Origin of the sequence: Pedobacter antarcticus (assembly GCF_900103515.1) — a bacterium.
Taxonomy (GTDB): domain Bacteria; phylum Bacteroidota; class Bacteroidia; order Sphingobacteriales; family Sphingobacteriaceae; genus Pedobacter; species Pedobacter antarcticus.
Window position 1 is genome coordinate 82157 of record NZ_FNGZ01000012.1, and the last position, 22960, is coordinate 105116.

18 protein-coding genes are annotated in these 22960 nt (G+C 42.9%); 9 read left to right on the forward strand and 9 right to left on the reverse strand.

Annotated features, from left to right (window positions below; genetic code table 11):
- Position 1 precedes the first annotated feature (1 nt).
- From BLR53_RS17660 to BLR53_RS17700, 9 genes are all read right to left on the reverse strand, one after another.
- A complete protein-coding gene (locus tag BLR53_RS17660; protein WP_074591550.1) occupies positions 2–1168 on the reverse strand; it encodes a 3-dehydroquinate synthase in 1167 nt (388 codons plus the stop codon).
- A 12-nt stretch (positions 1169–1180) separates the two neighbouring features.
- Positions 1181–2059, reverse strand: coding sequence for a UbiA-like protein EboC (eboC, locus tag BLR53_RS17665; RefSeq protein WP_074591552.1), 879 nt, complete (start codon positions 2057–2059; stop codon positions 1181–1183).
- A 10-nt stretch (positions 2060–2069) separates the two neighbouring features.
- Positions 2070–3056: a TatD family hydrolase gene (locus BLR53_RS17670; protein WP_037439967.1), complete on the reverse strand. Its 987-nt coding sequence runs from the start codon at positions 3054–3056 to the stop codon at positions 2070–2072.
- 20 nt (positions 3057–3076) lie between these two features.
- Positions 3077–3769: an EboA domain-containing protein gene (locus BLR53_RS17675; protein WP_074591554.1), complete on the reverse strand. Its 693-nt coding sequence runs from the start codon at positions 3767–3769 to the stop codon at positions 3077–3079.
- A 9-nt stretch (positions 3770–3778) separates the two neighbouring features.
- Entirely contained in the window at positions 3779–4150 is a 372-nt protein-coding gene (locus BLR53_RS17680) for a transmembrane 220 family protein (RefSeq protein WP_234797515.1), read from the reverse strand.
- Positions 4151–4332: 182 nt separating this feature from the next.
- Positions 4333–5688, reverse strand: coding sequence for a 3-keto-disaccharide hydrolase (locus tag BLR53_RS17685; RefSeq protein WP_083332122.1), 1356 nt, complete (start codon positions 5686–5688; stop codon positions 4333–4335).
- A gap of 29 nt (positions 5689–5717) precedes the next feature.
- Complete coding sequence (locus BLR53_RS17690; RefSeq protein ID WP_037439973.1) at positions 5718–7991, reverse strand: DUF7133 domain-containing protein; 2274 nt, start codon at positions 7989–7991, stop codon at positions 5718–5720.
- A gap of 76 nt (positions 7992–8067) precedes the next feature.
- Positions 8068–9861 carry a RagB/SusD family nutrient uptake outer membrane protein gene (locus tag BLR53_RS17695; protein WP_074591556.1) on the reverse strand — a complete coding sequence of 598 codons (1794 nt, stop codon included), beginning with the start codon at positions 9859–9861 and terminating at the stop codon, positions 8068–8070.
- Between the two features lie 25 nt (positions 9862–9886).
- On the reverse strand, positions 9887–13297 hold the full coding sequence (locus tag BLR53_RS17700; protein ID WP_083332123.1) for a SusC/RagA family TonB-linked outer membrane protein: 3411 nt from the start codon (positions 13295–13297) through the stop codon (positions 9887–9889).
- A gap of 432 nt (positions 13298–13729) precedes the next feature.
- Here BLR53_RS17700 and BLR53_RS17705 point away from each other — a divergent pair, with 432 nt between their 5' ends.
- The 9 genes from BLR53_RS17705 to BLR53_RS17745 all read left to right on the forward strand — a co-directional run.
- On the forward strand, positions 13730–14764 hold the full coding sequence (locus tag BLR53_RS17705; RefSeq protein WP_074591558.1) for a LacI family DNA-binding transcriptional regulator: 1035 nt from the start codon (positions 13730–13732) through the stop codon (positions 14762–14764).
- A gap of 120 nt (positions 14765–14884) precedes the next feature.
- Positions 14885–16084 carry a Gfo/Idh/MocA family protein gene (locus BLR53_RS17710; protein WP_280513391.1) on the forward strand — a complete coding sequence of 400 codons (1200 nt, stop codon included), beginning with the start codon at positions 14885–14887 and terminating at the stop codon, positions 16082–16084.
- A 32-nt stretch (positions 16085–16116) separates the two neighbouring features.
- Positions 16117–17409: an MFS transporter gene (locus BLR53_RS17715; protein WP_037439982.1), complete on the forward strand. Its 1293-nt coding sequence runs from the start codon at positions 16117–16119 to the stop codon at positions 17407–17409.
- A gap of 10 nt (positions 17410–17419) precedes the next feature.
- Positions 17420–18232 (forward strand): SDR family oxidoreductase, encoded by an 813-nt coding sequence (locus tag BLR53_RS17720; RefSeq protein ID WP_037439984.1) that lies wholly within the window; start codon positions 17420–17422, stop codon positions 18230–18232.
- Positions 18233–18243: 11 nt separating this feature from the next.
- On the forward strand, positions 18244–19431 hold the full coding sequence (uxuA, locus tag BLR53_RS17725) for a mannonate dehydratase (RefSeq protein ID WP_037439986.1): 1188 nt from the start codon (positions 18244–18246) through the stop codon (positions 19429–19431).
- Between the two features lie 35 nt (positions 19432–19466).
- Positions 19467–20888, forward strand: a complete 1422-nt coding sequence (gene uxaC / locus BLR53_RS17730) for a glucuronate isomerase (protein WP_074591563.1) — start codon at positions 19467–19469, stop codon at positions 20886–20888.
- 2 nt (positions 20889–20890) lie between these two features.
- Positions 20891–21952, forward strand: coding sequence for a sugar kinase (locus BLR53_RS17735; protein WP_244889566.1), 1062 nt, complete (start codon positions 20891–20893; stop codon positions 21950–21952).
- Positions 21939–22601 carry a beta/alpha barrel domain-containing protein gene (locus BLR53_RS17740; RefSeq protein WP_074591566.1) on the forward strand — a complete coding sequence of 221 codons (663 nt, stop codon included), beginning with the start codon at positions 21939–21941 and terminating at the stop codon, positions 22599–22601. The genes BLR53_RS17735 and BLR53_RS17740 overlap by 14 nt, the downstream gene beginning before the upstream one ends.
- A 46-nt stretch (positions 22602–22647) precedes the next feature.
- The coding region (locus BLR53_RS17745; protein WP_139218414.1) for a helix-turn-helix domain-containing protein at positions 22648–22960 on the forward strand (313 nt) is incomplete at its 3' end.

Below are 22960 nucleotides of genomic sequence, written 5' to 3' on the forward strand. Positions count from 1 at the left end.
TTTAAAGGGATAAAGATTGTGGTTGCCTGGTAAACTCCATGACATAATTGCTTGCGGCAATCAATAGATCGGAGTCAATCTGATGGACCTCCTGCCCTTTACCGATATCAGAAAGAAGCGTAATGGTTAACTCCCCACCTAAATGTTCCTGAAATTCAGCCAGGCCTTTCAATACCGGAGCATTTAGATCTTGTATCTGAATCAAAGGGTGGGTAAGTTCGAAGAAGACCTGTAATACGTTTAAAATCCGCTGCAGCTTTTCTTCGGTTATCAAACCAATCAGATAGGAATAGGTGCTATCAAGTGCAATCCCCATCGCAACTGCTTCGCCATGGAGAATACTGAAGTGACTCAGCTGCTCTATTTTATGTGCGGCCCAATGACCAAAGTCCAATGGTCTGGACGAACCCATTTCAAAAGGATCGGCACTGGAGATATGGGCAAGATGCAATGCAGCGCAACGCTTAATAAGCACATTCATTTGCTTACTATTCCTTTCGGCTAAAGACGAGGCGTGGGCTTCCAGCCATTCAAAAAATGCTTCATCTTTAATCAGCGCTACCTTAACCGCTTCAGAAATACCCGCATAATAATCTCTGTCAGTTAGGCTCAGTAAAAACTCAGCGTCATTGAATACTGCTGCGGGCGGAGAAAATGTTCCGGTAAAATTCTTCTTTCCTTTAAAATTGATCCCATTTTTAACACCGACACCGGAATCATTCTGTGAAAGTACCGTAGTGGGAATCCTGATATGTTTTACACCACGATGTGATACAGCAGCTGCATAACCAACCAGGTCAAGTACCGCTCCTCCTCCAATCGCTGCGATATAGGAATGCCGGTCGATGCCGTAGGTATCAACTGCGGCAATCAGTTTTTCAAAAAGCTCCGGATTATTTTTAGCAGCTTCTCCTCCGGGAATAATCAAAATGTCTTCAATAAGCTGAATTTCCTGATATACTTTAAAATATTCCTTAATGGAAGCCTTCAGGTCAGGGTGTGCAAGCGCGACACCTTCATCCACAACAAAAAGGATCTTACGGCGGATTTTAGCGGGCACACTTAAAATAAAATTAGCAAGTGTGAAATTGTCAGGTTTAAAGAGTGAGGTCGTAAAAAATACTTTATAGTCAAATTTTACGCTGAAAGATTGTTCTAAATATTCCATAATTAATTCAAATTAGGTAACGGCAAATAATTTACTCAGGCCCATTGAAAGCGGCAAAAGAAGGACTATGCATAATGCTACCTGCCAGTTACCGAAAGCAGCCGACCAGGTGGCGTTGAGCAGAATCAAAGCGATTACACCAGCTTTGACCGCTTTACCGATATGTCTCCCTTCCGGGTTCCTGAAAGCTGCAAGCAAAGGCCTGTAGATCATTAAGCCGAACGGCACAATAAATACGAGTATCAGTAGAAAATAATGCTGTGCAACTGCTACATACAGCAGACAGCTGATAACCACCAAGTATAACAAGGCGGCAAATACCATTGTCTTTTTACTACCGCCATGAACTTCACCGCGGCTGATCATGGTAATTGCGAAGATATAAACCACCGGAATTAATGCTAAAAACCACCAATCTGCCAGACCGGTCGTTAAAATACTCATACCTAATAGTAAATTAAGCCCGCGGCAAATACCCATATTCAGCGGCCCCAGGATAAAATGATGTTTCAGCCATTTATTATAGGTTAGGCAGGCAATTACTATCGCAATAGCAAGCAGAATAGAAACCGGCTGATAAAGTCCCGCAGCAAATATTCCTCCAGCGAAACAGACGGACCCAAAAATTATGGCTGCTCTCAACGGTATTAGCCCTGAAGGAATAGGTCGTTCCGGTCTTTCGACCCGGTCAAGTTCTGCATCAAAAACGTCGTTAAATATAATACCCCCGCTATATAAGCCTATAGTAGAAAGACAGATGAGAAAAACTGGCCATAAATCTACCTGCACCAGAAAATATCCGGATATAACCATTCCTGCCAGTACATCAGCTACAGCAGTAATTACATTTGCGGGCCGGGTTAAACGCAGATATCCCAGAAGTTTCTCCATTTTTCCGGGATTAAGAGATAATGATAGAATTTTTATCGATCCTTGGTTGCTGCCCACCTCTTAAGATAGAGTTGCTGGCGAACTTTTGTGCCTGATCAACCGGCTGCAGCTGTTCAAAATCTTTTTCATCTATTTGTCCGCTTTGTGCGAAAGCTGTAATTGCATTGCGGTACGTAACCAGTTCTATATCGGCCAGGCTGATTCCCGACCTTTTCATTAAAGCAGCAGATTTAGGCACTGCAAGCGGGTCACTGATACCCCAGTCGGCAGCAGAATTGATCATGATGCGTTCAGAACCATATTGCTTCACAATTTCCACCATACGTTCATTACCCATCTTCGTAAATGGATAGATCGTAAAGGCCGCCCAGAAGCCTCTGTCCAGTACTTCTTTCACCGTTTCTTCATTATTATGATCGATGATTATGCTGTATGGATCCAGTCCCTGCTCCAGCGCAATATCCATACTCCGCGTTGTACCATTTTTCTTGTCCCTGTGCGGCGTATGGATCTGTACCGGCAAACCAGCTTCTTTAGCTAGTTCCAGTTGCAGACGGAAATACTTTTCTTCCGCAGGAGTCTGGTCATCAAAGCCAATTTCACCAATCCCTACTACGCCTTCTTTAAATATAAAATGCGGCAGGATTTCCATGACCTGTTCGGCAAGTTTTTCATTATTCGCCTCCCTGGAATTTAGCCCGATTGTGCAATAATGCTTAATGCCAAACTGTGATGAGCGGAACCTTTCCCAGCCAATTAAGCTGCTGTAATAGTCGGTAAAGCTATCCACTCCGGTCCTGGGCTGACCTAACCAGAAAGCGGGTTCAATAAGTGCAACTACTCCCGCATCTGCCATGGCCTGGTAGTCATCTGTAGTTCGCGACGTCATATGTACGTGGGGATCAAAAAATTTCATCCCGCTGATCTCACTTAAATCAAGGCTGCTTTGCTGTACAGACCCTGCTATTCTTTCTTTTATATTTTCATTACAACACATAGTCAAATTCTATTTGGTTATTAATAAATCAGGGTGTATATACCGGGCTGAACTATACGCCCGGCCGCAACCCGCTCCTCTATATAGTCTTTCAGCGTTGATTGGAGAACAGAATTATTTCTTTCTTTGAGCCCAATGATCGCTTCCACGTTTTTATCTGTAAAGAACGCTTTCAGAACCATCTGATTCCATGACGCTTCCGGCAGAAAAGCCGCAGGATAAGGATTGCCATACATTATAGCTTCCAGCACAATGCCGATATTGCTGCGTATTCCTTCTTCGCACCGGGCAATCCATTGCGTAGAATGTTCTAGAAAAGGTAAAGCCGTATAAAGGGCAACCAGTTCGTTCATCTCTGCAGCGGTAAACAATCCTGAGATCTTTTGCAGATACAGCTCTGCTCCCACATCCTTAACGCGCATTATTAAGGCTATTCTGCAAAGCGTCGCTACAGACCAGTTACTGGGGTCGCATCCAGGTACTAAGCTGCCGATCGCCTCTATTTCGGGTGCATCGCGATCCAACTGTATTTTTGGGGCATATCTGGAAACCTGCGCAAAAGTCATACTAAGCTGGACAGCCCCTTCTTCCTGCTCAATAAGTACCGATTTCGTACTGATCCACTCAAAGGATTGAGCAGATAAACACCTGTTCAACAACTGATTGATTAAATTTTTAAGTATACATTTGTTTTGATCTGTTATTAAATTCATAGCTTTCCGTTAATGAATAAAATAATTCAGCAGCAGTGCAGCACTGATAATCAGCAGACCGAAAAATTCCCTTGCTTTTTCAATATAAGGCTTAGTCGCCTGCATACTCTCCACCAAGCTGGGCTTTCCGTATTTAATGACCCAGTCTTTAACACCATCTTTACTAAAAAACAGGACTACTGCATAGACCAGGTAAAAAGTTACTGCAACCAAATACAGGTTAGGGTAGACATAGTGGAAGGCAGCTAATCCGCAGGCGACAGCAGCAACCATATAGATTGGCACCCAGAGCCAGGAATCATTATCATTAAGATTTACGTAAGCAAACAGGAGAAAGGCAATACAAAAGACGATGTTCAATATACTTAACAGCAGGTCCATAAATATTCATTTGGTTAAGGCTCGTAAGAAACAGATAATTCCTTGTATCTAAATTAACTGTGTGTAACAAATAATATACACGGTGGAATAATCTGCTTAAAAAACAAAATCCGATTGCAGAAAATCCGGTGCCTGGCACCACCGTTTTTCCACAATCAGATTAAGCATTTTAGGATTTATCTTTAGAGTTGTTTAATCTTAATACTTCTGTAGGATACTTTATTTCCATGATCCTGGATAAGGATATGTCCCTGTGGAGCCATTCCAAAATCTTTCCAGTCTTTGTATTTGCTAGCAGCAACTAGTGCTTTGAATTCTGCTGAACCTCTTGTATAAGTTACCACTTTAAACCCGTTAAGCCAATGTTCAACCCTGTTATCGGGATAAACGCGGATCAATCCCTGGTTCCACTCTCCGATCTTGTGGATCGCATTTCTATCTTTTTTACCGGTAATCAGGTCATACAACGAAGCCAGTGTACGGTTTCCGTCACGTCCTAATTTTGCATCAGGGTGTTTCTCGTCATCCAGAATCTGGTACTCCAAACCAATAGCTGAACCCTGACTTTGTTCTTTCAAGGTCACAAAATACTTAATACCACTATTGGCCCCTTCGGTTAGTTTAAAATCAAATTTAAGCTCAAATGCTTTATACTGCTTTTCTGTAACAATATCGCCGCCATTAGTAGATTCCGCTCCATTTGATTCCTGTACAGTTAATTCTCCGTTGGAGATTGTCCACCCTGTTTCAGGAAATTTCGTTTTATTAGCTCCTATCCATCCTTTAGCTGTTTTTCCGTCCCACAGCAATCCATAACCCTGCGCTTTTTCTTGTGCAGAAACGGAATTCGGAACCAGGTTAACTACATAAATATCATCAATCTTTGAGGGTACAAGATTTGCAGTCTGAATACGAATATTACGCCAGCGAATCTCAGTTCCTGGTTTCTGATCACCATAAATCCCATGCACCTGCAAAGCGATAAAGCCTTTTAATGTCATTGCATCTACGACATTAGCTGCAGGCACACCATTAATCCAGGTACGGATCGAACTACCGATACATTCTATCCTGTATTTATTCCATTCTGACTTTTTAAAAGCCGTCTGAGCTTTAGGGTTAATATTAAGTGGATACAACCACCCTCTTCTGGCTTCATCATAAATACCACCGCTCCAGGCACGGTCAGAAGGATCTACTTCCACCTGATATCCATGTACACGGCCATCCTGATAATCTGCGGTACTTTCACTTCTGATCTGTATACCGGAATTCATGGAGTTGTCTACCAGCAACTCCAGCTCGAGAATAAAATCGCCATACTTTTCTTTAGTTGTCAAAAAAGAATTCGGCTCCTTAGGCACAGTAGTTCCTATAATTTCCCCATTTTTTACTTCATATTTTGCTTTTCCGTTCAGTTGTTCCCAACCTGTCAGGTCTTTACCGTTAAAAAGCGATTTCCATACTGGTTTTTGTTGTGCAGTGACACTGCCGGAATAGCAGAACATGGCAACAACTAAAAATTTCGAGATATTCATATTTACATTTGATTAGGTAATACAATTTATTAATTAATACGGCTCAGTTCTTCAACTGTGAAGGCTTTATCCCTGCCTTTATATAGATTACGAATGGCCGTAACTTCGCTTTCAGTCACTTTATATGCTTTATTCTGCCAAGAATTCCGGATATAATTCAGCAACTCGGCAATATCCTTATCATGAAACTCTTCAGTGGCCCCAATGCCTGGCATATCGGCCATAATCTCAGGTTTGGTATACAAATGTCCATTTACGGGTACTGGACCCGTCAGGCCAAAAAGTACAATTGGAATTAATTTGTCTTTATTACCATTAACCCATTCCGATTTATTCAGCGGCGGTGCCAGCGATTTTATTCCGTTCCCATCTGGTCCGTGGCAGGTCTGACAAGTAGATTTATAGATCAATACTCCTTTTGGATAACGCGCTTCGATAACCTTCGGATCTTTATTAAGCAACTCGTTTGCCTTATTTAAAGCAACCTTGGCCAACTGTGTATTAATAGCCAGGTTCGTATCCGGATACTTTTTTAATAATTCTGTGTGGAAGGCGGCCTCTTTATCTTTCAGGTTACTTACAATTGCACCAGCTACATATTTATCATTGGCGTATAATTTAATCAGCGCCTGGGTCAGATCTGAAGCGGCTTTAGGGTTTAAAGGCTGAATGAATTGTACTAAAAACCCAATATAAGGTGCAGCACGTTTGTCGCCGATTAAGGCTTTTTCATTTAAAGCAGCGATATAAGCACCGGAATTCTGCTTATTAATAACCGATGGAATTACACTCAATCCCTGCATCCTGATTGCCCAGGAATCAGACTTAACTGCTGCCAGAACTTCTTCGGTTGTCAATTCATGTAAACCCTCCAATGTCCAGAGCGCATGTACAGCCTGCAATTTGTTTGATGAGCCCAGTGCTTTCTGTAAAGCAGGTACGACATCTTTATTTTTACGGTCAATCAGCATTTGCTGTGCTTTATCACGAATCCATCCATTCGGATCTGCCAGTGCTGCGACTAACTGCTGCGGGTCCTGCGGCATGGTTTTCATTACTGGATTGGCACCCTCAGGTACTATTCTGTAGATTCTTCCGCAAACCAGCGGCAAAGTGAGATTACGTTCTTTGATCTCATTTTTCAAATATGGCGTTAGATAGGTCTTATGCTGGATAATACCTCTGTACATATCCAGGACATACAAAGCGCCATCAGGACCATCATTCAGGTTAACCGGCCTAAACCGCTCGTCCACACTGGATAAAAACTCTTTCCCCTGATAAGCTTGTTCTCCGCTTACGATGTAACCATCTTCCTGTTTTAAAATATTACGCTTAATCAGGTTGGCCGACGGTTCAGCTACAAAGCCGTTTTGTACATAGGCTTCCCCAAATAAATTGCCCCTGTAAATCAGTGGTCCGCAGGCAGCAGTAAAATTCACCAATCTCTGGTTACTGTCCAGAATACCTTCCATATAACCACGGTTTACACCAGGTGTAGCATGAGCCGGATAAACCCTGTTATCTGGTACTACAGCCACATTATAACCCGCAATTTCTTTCTGATTCGGATTTTGCGATCCTAATCCAGGTGTGAAATAATCTCCAAGGATATTGGCAGAATTGTGGTTATAATACAGTCTTCCGGAGTTGTCCTGAGAAACGCCCCACTGTCCCCGGAAATGCGTACTTTCTTTTTTCCATTGATCTCCGACTTTACGATATCGCGTACTCGATTTAGCATTATAAATCCAGTTGTCCATTGCTCTGAGCAGACCATTCGGCTGATGTTCAACATTACCGTCATCTGCATAAGTACTGTCCACCAAAGTCTTTTTACCTGCTTTATCGCCCTTAATTTCATAATACCATAAATACGGAGGCTCAGCTACGAGCGCTCCGTTCTCTATCAGACAAATGGCCCGCGGCAATTGCAGCGAATCCAGAAATATTTTGCGGTTATCTGCAACCCCATCATGATCGGTGTCTTCAAGGATTACTATTTTTCCACTTGGAGCATCTTCTCCTGTACCAAGCGTATCCGGCATAAACCCGTTCATTTCCACGACCCACATCCGGCCACGGTCATCAAAAGTCATGGCTACAGGCGCACTGACCAATGGCTCTGAAGCTGCTAGTTTCACCTCAAAACCCTTTTCAACCTCCATTTTCTTCAGGGAAGCTTCTGCGGACATTTCATCATTTTTACACTGATAAAACAGGCTGCTGATGCAAAGTACTGAACAAAGCAGCAGGCCTTTTCTCCATTTCGATTTTCGGTTAGGTTGTTGTAAATAGCTCATTGTATTAAAATATATATTTGGTATGGAATCCAGAATTCAAATTAGCGACAATTTCTAATAAATTGGTATTTACCGCTTAATAGCCTGGATTTTGTTTCAAGGTAATTTTACCATCTTTAAAACTGTTCTCAACAGCTTGCTGGGGGATGGGGATAACAGCATCAGGCGCACGTGTATAGTTTGCTCCGGAAACAAATCCTCTCAAAGTAGACTCGTACTGAAGATAACCATTCAATTCATCCAGATCTGTTGTCTGATCTTCTGCGCCAAATCTTATTGCATCATAAGCTCTGTGTCCTTCCAGACCTAACTCCAGTGTACGCTCAAAGAAAACAGCTTTTAAAGCATTGGTTTTACTATCGAACGGAAAAGTTCCTGCGCTATACAAGCCAATTTTATAATTAGCCGCCGGTACACCATTCCTCAGGACCCAGTTCTCAGGATCAGCTGTGTTATTTACCATACGATTACGAACCATATTTACATATTCCATCGCCTTCGCCTCACTTCCGATCCGCGCCTCTACTTCTGCTGCCAATAATAAGACATCGGCATAACGAATAATATCAATATTCAGGTTATTGTATGGCGTTCCCGGTGCAGTATCAACGCCTTCCCGAGATTTCAATGTAAAGAATTTCTTACTGATATACGGCCCACCATAAGCCTGATCGCGAATCCAGGCCTTTCCTGGCATTAAACCATAATCAAGATAAGGAATACCACGGCGTCCAACTGTCCAGTCCAGCCTTGGGTCGATCAAACCTGCGTCAGGTGTAAATGGTGCAGTAGATTCAATTCCATCATCATTTTTCACGAAGGCGGCATTACGCGCCGTGTGATTAAAGATAGGCAGTCCATTCGCATCTACTCTGAATTTATTTACAAACCATTGGGAGGGGTTGAAATAAGCATATCCGCGTCCTAAAGTCGGGCCATCACTAGCCTGCAAACCTGTAAAAAGTGTCTCCAAATTTGCGTTTGCCCAATTATTTGTACTTCCGTCATTGACAGAATGCTGAACCTGGAAGACAGATTCAGGTCCGTTCTCTTTCTGTGTATTGAAATTATCATGATAATTTGGGTTCAGCGCATATTTTTGCCCCTTCACATTTACACCATTAGCAATCAAGTCGTCGAATTCTACCTTCGCCAGCGTATAATTCGCATCATCCCCTTCATTACCCATATAGACCAGAGTTTTGGCATAATATGCCTTTGCCGCCCATTTATTCGGTCTGCCGAAATCAGCTTGTGTCTGCGGAAGATTATCCACTGCATATTTGAAATCCGCAGCAATTTTCGGCCAGATATCAATGAAGTTACCACCATCATCAGTGTTGGATACTTTTGGATCATTCAGACTTTCTACGTCCAGCCATGGCGTATTCTTGAATACCCTTTTCATCATAAAATGATAATGAGCTCTTAAAAATTTAGCTTCCGCTTCGATGTTTTTAGCATCCTGCGGATCCATACCTTCTACCTGGGGAAGGTACTTTAACACCAAATTTGTGCGGGCGATTGCATCTGCAAAATGATTGAAAAACAAAAGTACCGAGCTGTTACTTGTATTCACTTCGAAACGTTGTATTTGAGACATCTGAGGCTGCACACCATTCCCGGAACCCCTGTTGGCTTCGCCCCCGCGAATACTGCCAAACAGGGCCTGAGCCGGCGTCCTCTCTAAGCCTTCGGTACCATTCAGCGAGGAGTAAGCACCAACTAATGCTTTTCGGATCCCATCAGGTGTTTTAAGGACACTTTCGGGGAAGGAACCAACCGGCCCCTGCTCTATGAAGTCCTTACTGCAGGAAAAGAACATACTGCAGCAGATCATTATAAATATTATCGATTGAGACTTTTTCATAAAATTATTTTTTGTTTTTCAAAAATTAGAATCCTACACTTATACCAAATAAAACCTGTTTCGGCGTCGGTAAAGTATTGGCAATTACACCCATAGAAGTATCAACATCACCATTTAATCCTGCATCCGGATCCAGTACTGTCGCTTTAGAAACAGTAAATAAGTTCTGCGCCTGAACGTAGACTCTCACTTTTTCCATCTTCAGTCTGCTTACCAGCCGCGTTGGAAGTGTATAACCTACCTGCACAGTTTTTAAACGTAGATAAGAGGCGTCTTCCAGGTAGTAATCTGTCACATTTGAATTCGAATAAGTATCCAGAACATTCAGCTTAGGCAGTTTAGCATTATTACCCAATTCCGGTGTCCATGATTCCTTAAGCATTCTTTCACTTCTGTTAAACTGAAAAGTATTGAAGTCGGTATTGAAACGGCTCAGGTTAAAGATCTGACCACCTTTACTGTAAAATAAAAAGGCTGTAAAATCAAAGTTTTTATATCCCGCCGACAGATTCAGACTGCTTTGGAAATCTGGATGAGGGCTACCGAGAATGGTTCGGTCCAGTGCATTAATAATTCCATCTCCATTCACATCTTTGATCTTCCAGTTTCCTACTTCTGCAGGGATCCATGGTGTAGTGGTACCGTTCGGATTGTATTTTGCATTAAAAACATCTACATCTGCCTGGGAATTATAAAATCCGTCCAGCTTATAGCCATAGAAAGATCCTATCGGCTGTCCAACCATAGTAATACTCGGACTTCCGTTCAAACGCGTCGATTCACCGATTATAGTTGCTAAAGGATTATCCATAACTCGGGTAACCTCGTTTTTGTATTTAGAGAAAGTTAATGCTACATCATAGGTGAAACCAGACTTAAATTCACCGTTCTTAGAAATTCCCAGGTCGATTCCCCTGTTTCGCATGTCTCCTGCATTAAGAAAAGGCTGTACCGCCATCGTACCGGTAACTGGAGCCTGATTTCGAACCAGCAGATCTTTCGTATTCTTCTGATAAACCTCTACTGTAAAGTTCACCGTTCCGTTAAACATAGATGCATCCAAACCAATATTTGTAGTGGTATTCTGCTCCCATTTGGCATTGGGATTACCTACACTGCCCAAAGTATAACTGTCATTTGCGACAGACTGTGCGCCTGTAAGCGGATAGCCCTGTCCTAAGCTGGATACATAAACATTGTATTGATTTTCATTTGGCAGACCGCTTTGATTGCCGATAATACCATAACTACCGCGTAGCTTCAGGTCCGTCAGGAATTTAACGTCTTTCATAAACTCCTCAGAACTAATTCTCCAACCCGCTGCGACTGCAGGAAAATATCCTACGCGATTGTTTTTTGAGAACTTGGATGATTCATCACGACGTACTGTCGCATTCAACAGATATTTTCCGGCATACGAATAATCTACTCTGGAAAACATGGAATATAAAGTACTTCTTCTGAATCCTCCTGAATTGGTCTGCGCACCAACCCCTGCATTAATAATCTGGAAATTCGGATCATCTTCCAGATTCAGGGCTAAGCCTAACCGTTGAGCAAACAGATCTTCAGCATACGATTTAATCGCTTCTGTACCTACCAGGACTTTTAAATCATGCTTTTCTTTAAATGTTGTTGCATAGGTCAGGGTATTTGACCAGGTCCAGGTATTACTGAAATTCTTTCTGTTTGAAATGGAATTTGTCGCCGTGTTCTCCGCGTGTTCATAGGTAACCGGATTTACATCTTTCGCATTTCTGGCAGAATAATCTATACCAAATGATGTCCTTGCGGTTAACCCTTTAATGATATCTACTTCTGTATAAACATTACCGAAAATACCGTAGTTTTCTGTGTTATCGAAACGGTTCCGGTAAGATTCTGTGATTGGATTCCGTCCCGGATCATTAGTAGAAACCAGCTGTGGCGCTGCACTACTTGCCGGGTTACCCATAATATCATAAACAGGAATCAATGGTTGCATTACCCAGGCAGCGCGCGGGCCTGCCCCATCGGGGCTGCTATTTCCACTCATTTTACTATATGAAATCTGGATGTTTTCACCAAACCTGATGTTTTCCTTAATTTTGAAATTGGAATTTGCCCTTAAGGTATAACGGTCGAAAGTATTGGTTTTAGCCGCAGTATTTTCACGTGTCATATAATTTAAACTCAGCGCATAATTCCCATTATCCGATCCACCTGTCGCACCTACTTGTATATTGCTGATCGGCGCAGGATTATAAACTTCATCAAACCAATCTGTATCTGCAGATCTCACAATCTGGTGTGTCCTCAGATTATAATTAGCTGGGTTCGTCAGAGATGCAAATAAGGCTGGGTCACTGGTTCTCATTTTCTCCAGTGCTGCACCTCCGATACGTGATCCGTTGTTGTTAACTAAGATAAACTCAGGAATTACTGGCCTGGCACCTGACCCGTACTGGTCATGCTTCCAGCTCGCACCGCCCGGCTGATAAGCAGGGTTACCGGTTGAGGCATAGGCCCCCTCCATTTGTTTCCAGTATAAATCTCCCATCTGCTGGGCATTCAGTAACTTCGGGAAGCTGCCCGAACTCACATAGTTTATACCTGTATAAGCATCTACCGATACTTTCGCAGCACCGGATTTTCCTTTTTTCGTTGTAATAATAACAACTCCATTGGCGGCCCGGGCTCCGTAAATAGAAGCAGATGCTGCATCTTTTAGTACCTGTACGGATGCAATATCATTAGGATTCAGATTGTCGATTGCAGAAGTTGTACTCCCTGCCCTTGAACCTGCAGTTGCTGTATTGGGTGAAACAGGAACTCCATCAATTACGTAGAGTGGTTCGGAACCTGTAAAGGACCCAAATCCACGAATACGTACTTTAGCACCTCCATCCAGGCTACCGTCACCACTTACCGTTACACCTGGTGAGCGTCCTTGCAGCTGACTGGTTACGTTTCCGGTGGGTGTAGACTGCAGATCGGCAGCATTAACTATGCTCACAGAGCCCAGAATATCTTTCTTTTGTTCTGTCGTATAACCTGTTACCACAACCTCGTTCAGATTGCCGACATCTTCCAGTATTTTAACATCCAGTGCTGTTTTGGTGCCGACAGTGACTTCCTGAGCAATATAACCTATATAAGAGAAGACCAATATGCTGTTTGGTTGGGCAGCGATACTAAACTTACCGTTCATATCTGTTATAGTTCCGGTTTTAGACCCCTTGATAACCACGCTTACGCCCGGAACTGGTTGGCCACTGCCATCTCTGACGACTCCGGTAACCGGAGTCTGAATATAGAAGCCGCCTGGGTTTGCCGCCCTTACCTGCCCTGTAAATGCTGCTGATATACCTATAATAAATAGGGCAGACATTAAAGGGGATATCGCAACCTTAGTTACTTTAAACCGTTTTAAAGGCTTTTTTAAATTTAGATTCATACATTAAGTTTATTCGGTTTGAGATTAAGAGCGGGTGAGGTGTGGTTTGGAGATCCGGAAAGCACGGAAGAAGAGATTTTGATCGCAGAAGGCGTCGAAATTCCGTCATAGCAAGCATATTAGCTTCAAGGTATAATACCCCTGAAATTCCTTCCTTTTGCATATTGATATCAGCTTATATTTGGTTATTGCAATTGTCTGCAAACGATTGCAGATACATAATTATATAAAAATTTCAGAATAACAAAATTATTGAGCACTTATTTATGTGTCCTATAATCAGCTAATTATTAACGTAACTGATATTAGATTAACATAAAAAACATTAGTTCAGCCAAATCAATCTACAGCGTACATTATGAAGCATGATCAATTTGTGTAACTTTATTTTTATATTTGAATAATGATCGTTTTGAGAACGATTGCATAAATATGAAAAAGCAACAGCAAGTCACCATTAAGGACATAGCCCTGGAAGTAGGGATGTCTGTATCCTCTGTATCCCGAGCCTTAAGTGATCATCCCCATATTAGTGAAGAAACCAAACTTAAAGTAAAAAATGCAGCTGAAAAGCTGGGTTACAGGTATAATGCACTTGCTGCAGCACTCAGAAGCAGCCGGTCTAAAACCATCGGCCTTATCGTTCCCCGCATCTCCATGTCTTTCCAGGCTGCAGTGATTACCGCCATTCAGAATAAGCTGCACACAGATGGTTATAATTTGATGATATTTCAATCAAATGAATCGCCTGAGCTGGAGAAAACCTTAGTTAAATTATTGATGGCCACACAGGTAGAAGGTTTAATTGTCTCTACCACGCTCTATACTAAAGATTATTCCGTCTTCGATAAAAGTGCTGTAGGTGGTGTGCCTGTTGTATTTTATGACCGGGTGCCTATTGACAAAGCCTGCCATAAAATTGTCGGCGATGAATTTAGTGGTGGTTATCAGGTAACGAAGCATTTAGTGGAACAGGGATGCAAACGGATCGCGCATATCAGCGGGCCACTTAGCTGTAGTATCTACTTGCAACGTCTGAATGGTTATAAAGAGGCTCTTAATGAATTTCAGATTCCTTATGATGAAAACCTGGTCTTTTTCCACGAATTAAACAAAGAAAACACCCTGCAGAGCTGCGAAACCTTATTTAAAAACGAACAGGTTCCTGACGCAATTTTTGCCTGTAATGATACTGCAGCACTGGCCGTACTGGAATTTGCCAGAGTAAATGGGATTTCTGTTCCGAAAAACCTTAAAGTGTCCGGTTACGCGAATGATAGCCGTACTGAAATTTCCAGACCCGAGATTACATCGGTGGAACAGTTTCCGCATCTGATGGGCGAAGGCGTCGCTAAATTAATTATGGATCTTATTCATAATCAAGACAATCAACGCAGTTTTCTTTCGCTCACTACACCGGTTGAACTGATCAAAAGAACATCAACGTTTTCGGAGCTATCTTCATAAAGAAACAAAATTTTGTTCCCGATTCTTTTTGATATGCTAATTATTTTACATAATTATGCGTATGCAATCGTTTGCAGTATCTTATGAATACCTGGAATCTGCAAAAGACCCGCATCCATATTGACCAAATATAAAGCTATGAACAAAAGAATCACTAAGGCCGGGATAATTGGGTCCGGTTTTGCCGCACGATTCCACTATGACGCACTTAAACGGGTGTTTAGTACCCAGGTTGAAGTCGCCGGCGCCTATTCTACCGGCACTGAAGAGTTACAACAATTCGCAGAAAAACGCGAAATCAAAGCCTATACAAATCTCGAAGAGCTCATTGATGATTGCGATGTCCTGCACGTCTGTACTCCCCCGGTATCACATGAGCCACTCGTTATAGCTATTCTGGCAAAAAACAAGCATGTTATCGTAGAAAAACCTTTTACCGGTTATTTTGGTGACGGCACTGCAAATTTTAACGGCGATCTGTTTCCAAGGGAAACCGGTCTCTCCCATACTTTAGAAAGCCTGAAGAGAATGCTCGATGCGGAAAAAGCAAGCAGCGGCAAAATCATGTATGCTGAGAACTGGGTTTATGCCCCCGCCATTCAAAAAGAAAGAGAACTACTCGAAAAAACAGGTGCGCAAATCATTTGGATGCTGGGTGAGCAGTCTCATTCGGGGTCTCATTCATTAGCCTACGGACAATGGAAATACTCTGGCGGAGGCTCTATGGTCGGTAAAGGGTGTCATCCGATCACTGCTGCTATTTATCTGAAACACGTGGAAGGCAGGGTCCGCAATGGAAACCCAATCCGACCGAAAACAGTTTCTTCACGTACACATGCAATAACACGTATGCCGGGTTATCAGGACCAGGGTCATTTGCAAACTACTTATAAGGATATAGAAGACCTGGCAATGGTACATATTGTATTTGAAGACGGGACTGTTGCTAATCTGTTTGCCAGCGAACTTGTACTGGGTGGTGTCAAAAACCGGCTGGAAGTAAACACCAATAATCACAGGACGATTTGCAATATTGCCCCAAATGATGCCATGCAGGCATATACACCGAACGGTACTAATTTTAAGGATGTTTATGTTGTAGAAAAAACCGAAACCAAAGAAGGCTGGTCCTCAATCTCTCCAGATGAAGGATGGTTTAATGGTTATCAGCATGAGATGGATGCTTTCTACCGTTCTGCAGTATATGGAACGCCTATAGAAAGTAACAGCAGTCTCGCCGCCGATGTAATGGCTACCATTTATGCAGGTTACGTATCTGCAGAACGTAAAGGTGCAGAAGTCACAATTACAGCTTTGTAATCATCTTTTATCCTTAAATACAGCAACATATCATGGAAAAAGTTAAAACTGGAAATTATCGTTGGGTAGTCTGCGCCTTACTGTTCTTTGCCACAACTATTAATTATATTGACAGACAGGTAATTGGTTTACTCAAGCCAACCCTGGAGAAAGAATTTCACTGGACCGAAGCCGACTATGGTTATATCGTCATGGTCTTTGCCGGTATGTATGCGCTGGGTTATGTGCTCTTCGGCAGTTTTATCGACAAAGTGGGTTCAAAAATCGGCTACGGAGTTTCTGTACTCGTATGGAGCATTGCCGCTATTCTGCATGCTTTTGTAAAAGGCACCGTAGGTTTTGGTTTTGTAAGAGGTCTTTTAGGACTGGCAGAATCAGGTAATTTCCCTGCAGGTGTAAAGGCCGTCGCCGAGTGGTTCCCTAAAAGAGAGCGGGCATTGGCCACAGGTATTTTCAATTCCGGAACCAGTATAGGAGCGGTAATAGCCCCGATAATAGTGCCCTGGCTTCTGGGTTTATACGGCTGGCAGGAAGCTTTTGTGATCACCGGGGCAATCGGGTTTATCTGGTTAATATTCTGGTGGATATTCTACGAAATCCCGACCAAACAAAAACGCCTTAAACAACCCGAATTGGATTATATCCTGAGTGACAATGAAGCAATAGAGGAAAACCCGGTCAAGCTAAAATGGGGTCAATTACTCCGCCTGAAACAAACATGGGTTTTCATAGTAGGAAAAGTGCTCACCGACCCAATCTGGTGGTTTTTCTTGTTCTGGCTTCCTTCTTATTTTGCAGATACCTTCGCCCTGGATCTAACCAAACCGAGTTTGCAGCTTGCCGTTGTTTACGCTGCAACAACCCTGGGTAGTATTGGAGGGGGATATTTGTCTTCTTACTTCATTAAAATCGGCTGGCCGGTACTAAAAGCCCGTAAAACAACGCTTCTAATCGTCGCTATTGTTGTTACGCCGATATTTCTGGTCCGTATGATGGACGATATCTGGGTCGTGGTAGGAATTATTAGTCTGGTTACCGCAGCCCATCAGGCCTGGAGCGCAAATATCTTCACCATTGTATCGGATATGTTCCCGAAAAATGCAGTGAGCACGGTAGTTGGAATCGGAGGTATGTCCGGTTCTATTGCATCTACACTTTTTCCAATCTTTGTAGGAACGCTTTTAGCTTATTATAAAGGTTTGGGCAATATCACAGCGGGCTATAACATTCTATTTATTATTAGCGGCTGCGCCTACTTTTTAGCCTGGGCCATTATTCAGCTACTCACCAGAAATATGAAACCAATTGAAAATTTAAACCCTTAATCAACGAAATATGGACTTCGGATCGTTAAAAGATAAAGTAATAGTGGTCACTGGCGGAACCGGAATTCTTGGTGAATCCTTCGTGAATTGTATTCACGCCATGGGCGGAACAGTTGTAATCATTGGAAGAAACAGCGAAATTGCGAATCAAAGAGCTGAAAAAATTAACGCTGAGGGCGGAAATGCAATGGCCGTTGTGGCCGATGTGATGGACATGGAAAGCCTGGAATCAGCAAAAAAAGTTATCCTGGAAAAATACGGTCATATAGACGGGCTGGTCAATGCAGCAGGAGGCAATATGGCCGGAGCAGTTATAGAGCCCGAAGACAACTTGTTCAGCCTGGATCTGGAGGCTTTCAGTAAAGTACTGAATCTTAATTTATTAGGCACAGTACAAGCAACCCAGGTATTCGGAGAAGAAATTGCCAAAGCGAAAAGTGGAAGTATTGTAAATATCTCATCCATGACCTCGCAAAGGGCTATTACGAAAGTAATGGGCTACAGTATTGCGAAAGCAGCGCTGGATTCCTATACCAAATGGTTTGCCGTAGAACTCTCTAACAGATATGGTGATAAGCTGCGTATGAATGCTATAGCACCTGGCTTTTTTATCACAGAACAGAACAGAAGATTGCTGACGCTCCCTGACCAAAGCTATACAGAAAGAGGTAAATTAGTGATTAAACAAACGCCGTTTAAAAGATTTGGTCAACCTGACGAATTAGAAGGTGCATTGATCTGGCTCTTAAGTGATGCCTCTAAGTTTGTAACGGGGACGGTAATTAATGTTGATGGCGGTTTTGCTGCATTTGGCGGCGTATAAAATAGATTAATATGAGTTTGGAACAAACCTGGAGGTGGTATGGACCACAAGACCCGGTATCATTGAGTGATGTTAGACAGGCAGGTGCTACAGGAATAGTAACTGCTCTGCATCATCTTAAAAACGGAGAAATCTGGACAAAGGAAGAAATTCTGCAAAGACAGGAACTGATTAAGACTGCTGGTTTAAACTGGTCGGTCGTTGAAAGTGTCCCGGTACATGAGGACATTAAAACAAGAACCGGAAATTTCCGCCAGTATATCGAAAACTATAAAACATCTTTGCTGAACCTGGGGGCATGTGGTATTAATATCGTTTGTTATAATTTCATGCCCGTACTGGACTGGACCCGTACAGACCTGGATTATCTGATGCCCGATGGATCTACAGCTTTACGTTTCGAGGCGGCTGCATTTGCTGCATTTGAATTGTTCCTGCTGAAAAGACCCGGCGCGGCAATCAGCTATACAGCGCAGCAGAAAAAAAGTGCAGAAGACTGGATTAAAAGTAAATCGGATGCCGAACAGCAATTATTGGTCAAAAACATAATTGCAGGTCTGCCAGGATCCGAAGAAGGTTATACTTTAACCGAATTCCTGACCGTTTTGCAGGGTTATGATAAAATTAGCCCGGAAATACTGCGTGATAATCTCATTTCATTCCTGAAGGAAGTTGTTCCAGCAGCCGAACAGGCAGGTGTACTGCTCTGCATTCACCCGGATGACCCACCTTATCCTATCCTGGGTCTACCGCGCGTAGTAAGCACGGAAGCAGACATTCAGGCAATTTACGAGGCTGTTCCTTCGCCCAACAATGGTCTGACTTTCTGCACCGGTTCTTTCGGTGTAAGGGAAGACAACGATTTGCCGGGTATGGTGAAACGCCTGGGTGAAAGAATACATTTTATTCACCTCAGAAGCACCAGCAGAGATGAGCAAGGCAATTTTCATGAAGCTAATCACCTGGATGGCGATGTTGATATGTATGCAGTAATGAAAGCTTTACTCGAACAGCAGCAGGACCGGATCGCAGCAGGCCGGACCGATACCCGCATGCCATTCAGACCAGACCATGGACATAAAATGCTGGATGACCTGCATAAGAAAACAAACCCGGGATATTCTGCTATCGGACGCTTAAGAGGTCTGGCAGAATTACGAGGCCTGGAACTGGCTATTAGCCGTCAGCTCAAGTCATAAGACAACGGATTTCATTAAAGCTCAAGAAAAATCAAATGAAAGAATTTTTAGATGATAACTTTTTATTAAAGACCAAAACTGCGCAAAGGTTATATCATGAATATGCCAGCCACATGCCTATTATAGATTACCACTGTCATCTGCCGCAGCAAGATATCGCGAAAGACACACGTTATGGCAATCTAACCCAGATCTGGTTATATGGCGACCATTATAAATGGCGTGCCCTGCGTGCAAACGGCGTAGACGAAGCTTATGTCACGGGTAATAAAACAGATTACGAAAAATTCGAAAAATGGGCAGAGACCGTGCCCTATACACTGAGAAACCCTTTATATCACTGGACTCATCTCGAGTTAAAAAGATACTTCGACTGTAAGGAAATCTTATCTCCGGACACAGCAAAACATATTTATGAAAGCTGCACCGAAAAGCTGCAGTCCCCTGAATTTTCAGCAAAGAGCTTGCTGCTGAAAATGAATGTGGAACAGGTTTGCACAACGGATGATCCGCTGGATGATCTGGCATACCATCAGCAACTAAAAAAAGAAGGGTTTAAAATTGGTGTAGCTCCTGCGTTCAGACCAGATAAATCAATGAATGCAGACGACCTGACGGCGCTGAATACCTATATAGATAAACTGGAAGCAGTCAGTAATATTTCCGTAACGGACTACGATACCTATCTGAAAGCACTTAAATCGCGTCATGATTATTTTGCAGCTAATGACTGTACGGTTTCGGATCATGGTCTGGAGCAGATCTATGCTGAAGATTATACAGACAGCGAGATCAGCAATATTTTTATTAAGATTCGCAGCCAGCAAAGTTTATCGTCTTCAGAAAAACTCAAGTTCAAGTCTGCTATGCTCTTCCAGTTTGCCCTTTGGGACCACGAAAAGGGTTGGGTGCAGCAATATCATTTAGGTGCCCTACGCAATAACAATCTCCGTGCATTGCGTCAGCTCGGTCCAGATACAGGCTGGGATTCAATCGGTGATTTCAGTCAGGCAAGTGCATTATCCAGGTTCCTGGGTAAACTGGATCTGGATAACCGTCTTGCCAAAACGATTATCTATAATTTAAATCCCTCGGATAACGCGATGATCGCTGCAATGATTGGAAACTTTAATGATGGCTCTGTAGCAGGTAAGGTCCAATTTGGTTCTGCCTGGTGGTTTAATGATCAGAAAGACGGTATGATTGACCAGCTCAATGTCTTATCGAACATGGGTTTGCTGAGTAAACTGGTTGGTATGCTAACCGATTCCCGCAGTTTCCTTTCCTTTCCGCGTCATGAGTATTTCAGAAGAATTTTATGCAATCTCTTTGGCGACGATGTGGAAAACGGTGAATTGCCGAACGACATCGCCTGGATCGGTAAAATTGTACAGGATATTTGCTATTACAATGCTAAAAATTATTTTAACTTCCGGGCAGGCAATCCGTCGTCTTAAATATGGTTAATATCTTAAATATGATTGAATTTGATCCTGCTGGAAAAGGGGTCCTATGTTTCGGAGAGCTCCTACTCAGAATGAGTCCGGATGCCGGTGGAGCATGGCTGAATACTCATCAGCTACCCTGCTTTTTAGGAGGTGCAGAGCTAAATGTAGCGACCGCTCTGTCTCTATGGGAAATTCCTGTGACCTATTTTACTGCTTTACCCGATAATATCCTGGCCGAACAATTGAAGAATTCAATTGCAGGCAAGGGAATTGGAACCGATAAAATTCTGGCTCGGGGTGAGCGTGTAGGCATTTACTATCTTCCACAAGGAACGGATGTTAAAAATGCAGGTGTCATCTACGACCGAGCAAATTCATCGTTTGCAACGCTTCAGCCCGGTACTATAGACTGGTCTGCGGTCTTTAAAGGAGTTTCCTGGTTTCATTTCAGTGCTATTTGTCCTGCAGTGAGCGCATCTGCTGCCGAAGTTTGTCTGGAAGCTTTAAAATATGCTTCTGCAAATGGAATCTTCATTTCACTTGACCTTAATTACAGGGCCAAACTCTGGCAATATGGCAAACAGCCGGCAGATATTATGCCTGGACTTGCTGCATACTGCGATCTGATTATGGGTAATATCTGGGCAGCAGAACGGATGTTAGCTATTCCGATTCCTCTGGATTTTCAGGATAAGACGAAGGCGGAATATCTTAGCCAAGCAGAACTAAGTTCAAGGGAAATCCGCAGGCAATTTCCGAAATGTAAAGTAATCGCCAATACCTTCCGCTTTGATGCGGGAGAGAAAGGTGTGAAATATTTTACCAGTCTGCATACCGCAAATGGTTTCTATCATTCGGCCACTTACCAGACTGAAGAAATTGTAGATAAGGTAGGCAGCGGTGACTGCTTTATGGCAGGCCTGATCTACAGCATCAATCAACAAAAACCAGCGCAGGAAAGCCTTGACTTCGCAACCGCAGCTGCCTTTAACAAATTGTTTATAGCCAGCGATGCAACAAGCACTAGGGCTGCCGACATTTACGATTCAATTCTTCCTCATGAAAAAAAATAAAGAAGCTATTTTAGCTACGCTTAAACAACAGGGCTTATTGCCGCTATACTATCTGGAGAGTCAGGAAGAGTCGGCTGCAATACTTCAGGCAATGTACAATGCCGGAGTAAGAATAGTAGAATATACAAATCGCGGACATGCGGCATTGAAAAACTTCAGCTACCTGTCCGGCCTTGCAAAGCGTGAAATGCCAGATTTGCATCTGGGTATCGGCACCATCAAAACTCCGCAGGATGCCGAAGCGTTTATTAACGAAGGCGCAGACTTTATCGTTTCACCAATAGTAAGCGCCGAGGTTGCATCTGTAGTGAATGCTGCTGGCCTGCTATGGGTTCCCGGCTGTATGACACCTACTGAAATCCATTTAGCACAGCAAAATGAGGCTATGCTCATTAAATTATTTCCTGCAAATGTCCTGGGTACAGGTTTTATGTCTGCCATTAAAGAATTATTCCCAGGCCAGCTATTTATTCCTACCGGCGGTGTAGATACCACACAGGAAAACATCACTTCCTGGTTTCAGGCCGGTGTCTGTGCAGTAGGAATGGGAAGTAAACTGATCACAAAAGAAATCACCGCCAATAAAAATTATAGTTTACTGGAACAGCAAACCAAAGTGCTCCTGGAGCTGATTGGCAACTGCAGGTAAAACTTTTTGTCCATTCCTGAAAAAGCTATACACTATAAAACAGTGTATGGAAAGAGAAGAAGAGTTGTTCTACTCAGAAAGAACGAGTAAAAATCAGAAGTTTGACAAGCGACTGATCGCTCATGTTGTTAAGCTGGCCGAAGAAGGGACGCCCCGGAGGGATCTGATAAAGACTTATAAAATGACCGGAGAAACCCTTGGGATGTGGTTGGACAAGTACAGTTCAATTTTGCATAAACGCAAGCTTCACAGTACTGCAGAAAAACGATCGATTGTTCGAGCTATCCATGGGGGGATGAGTATAAAGGAAGCCGTTATCGTATACAATATCAGCTCAAGGAGTACCATACGAAACTGGA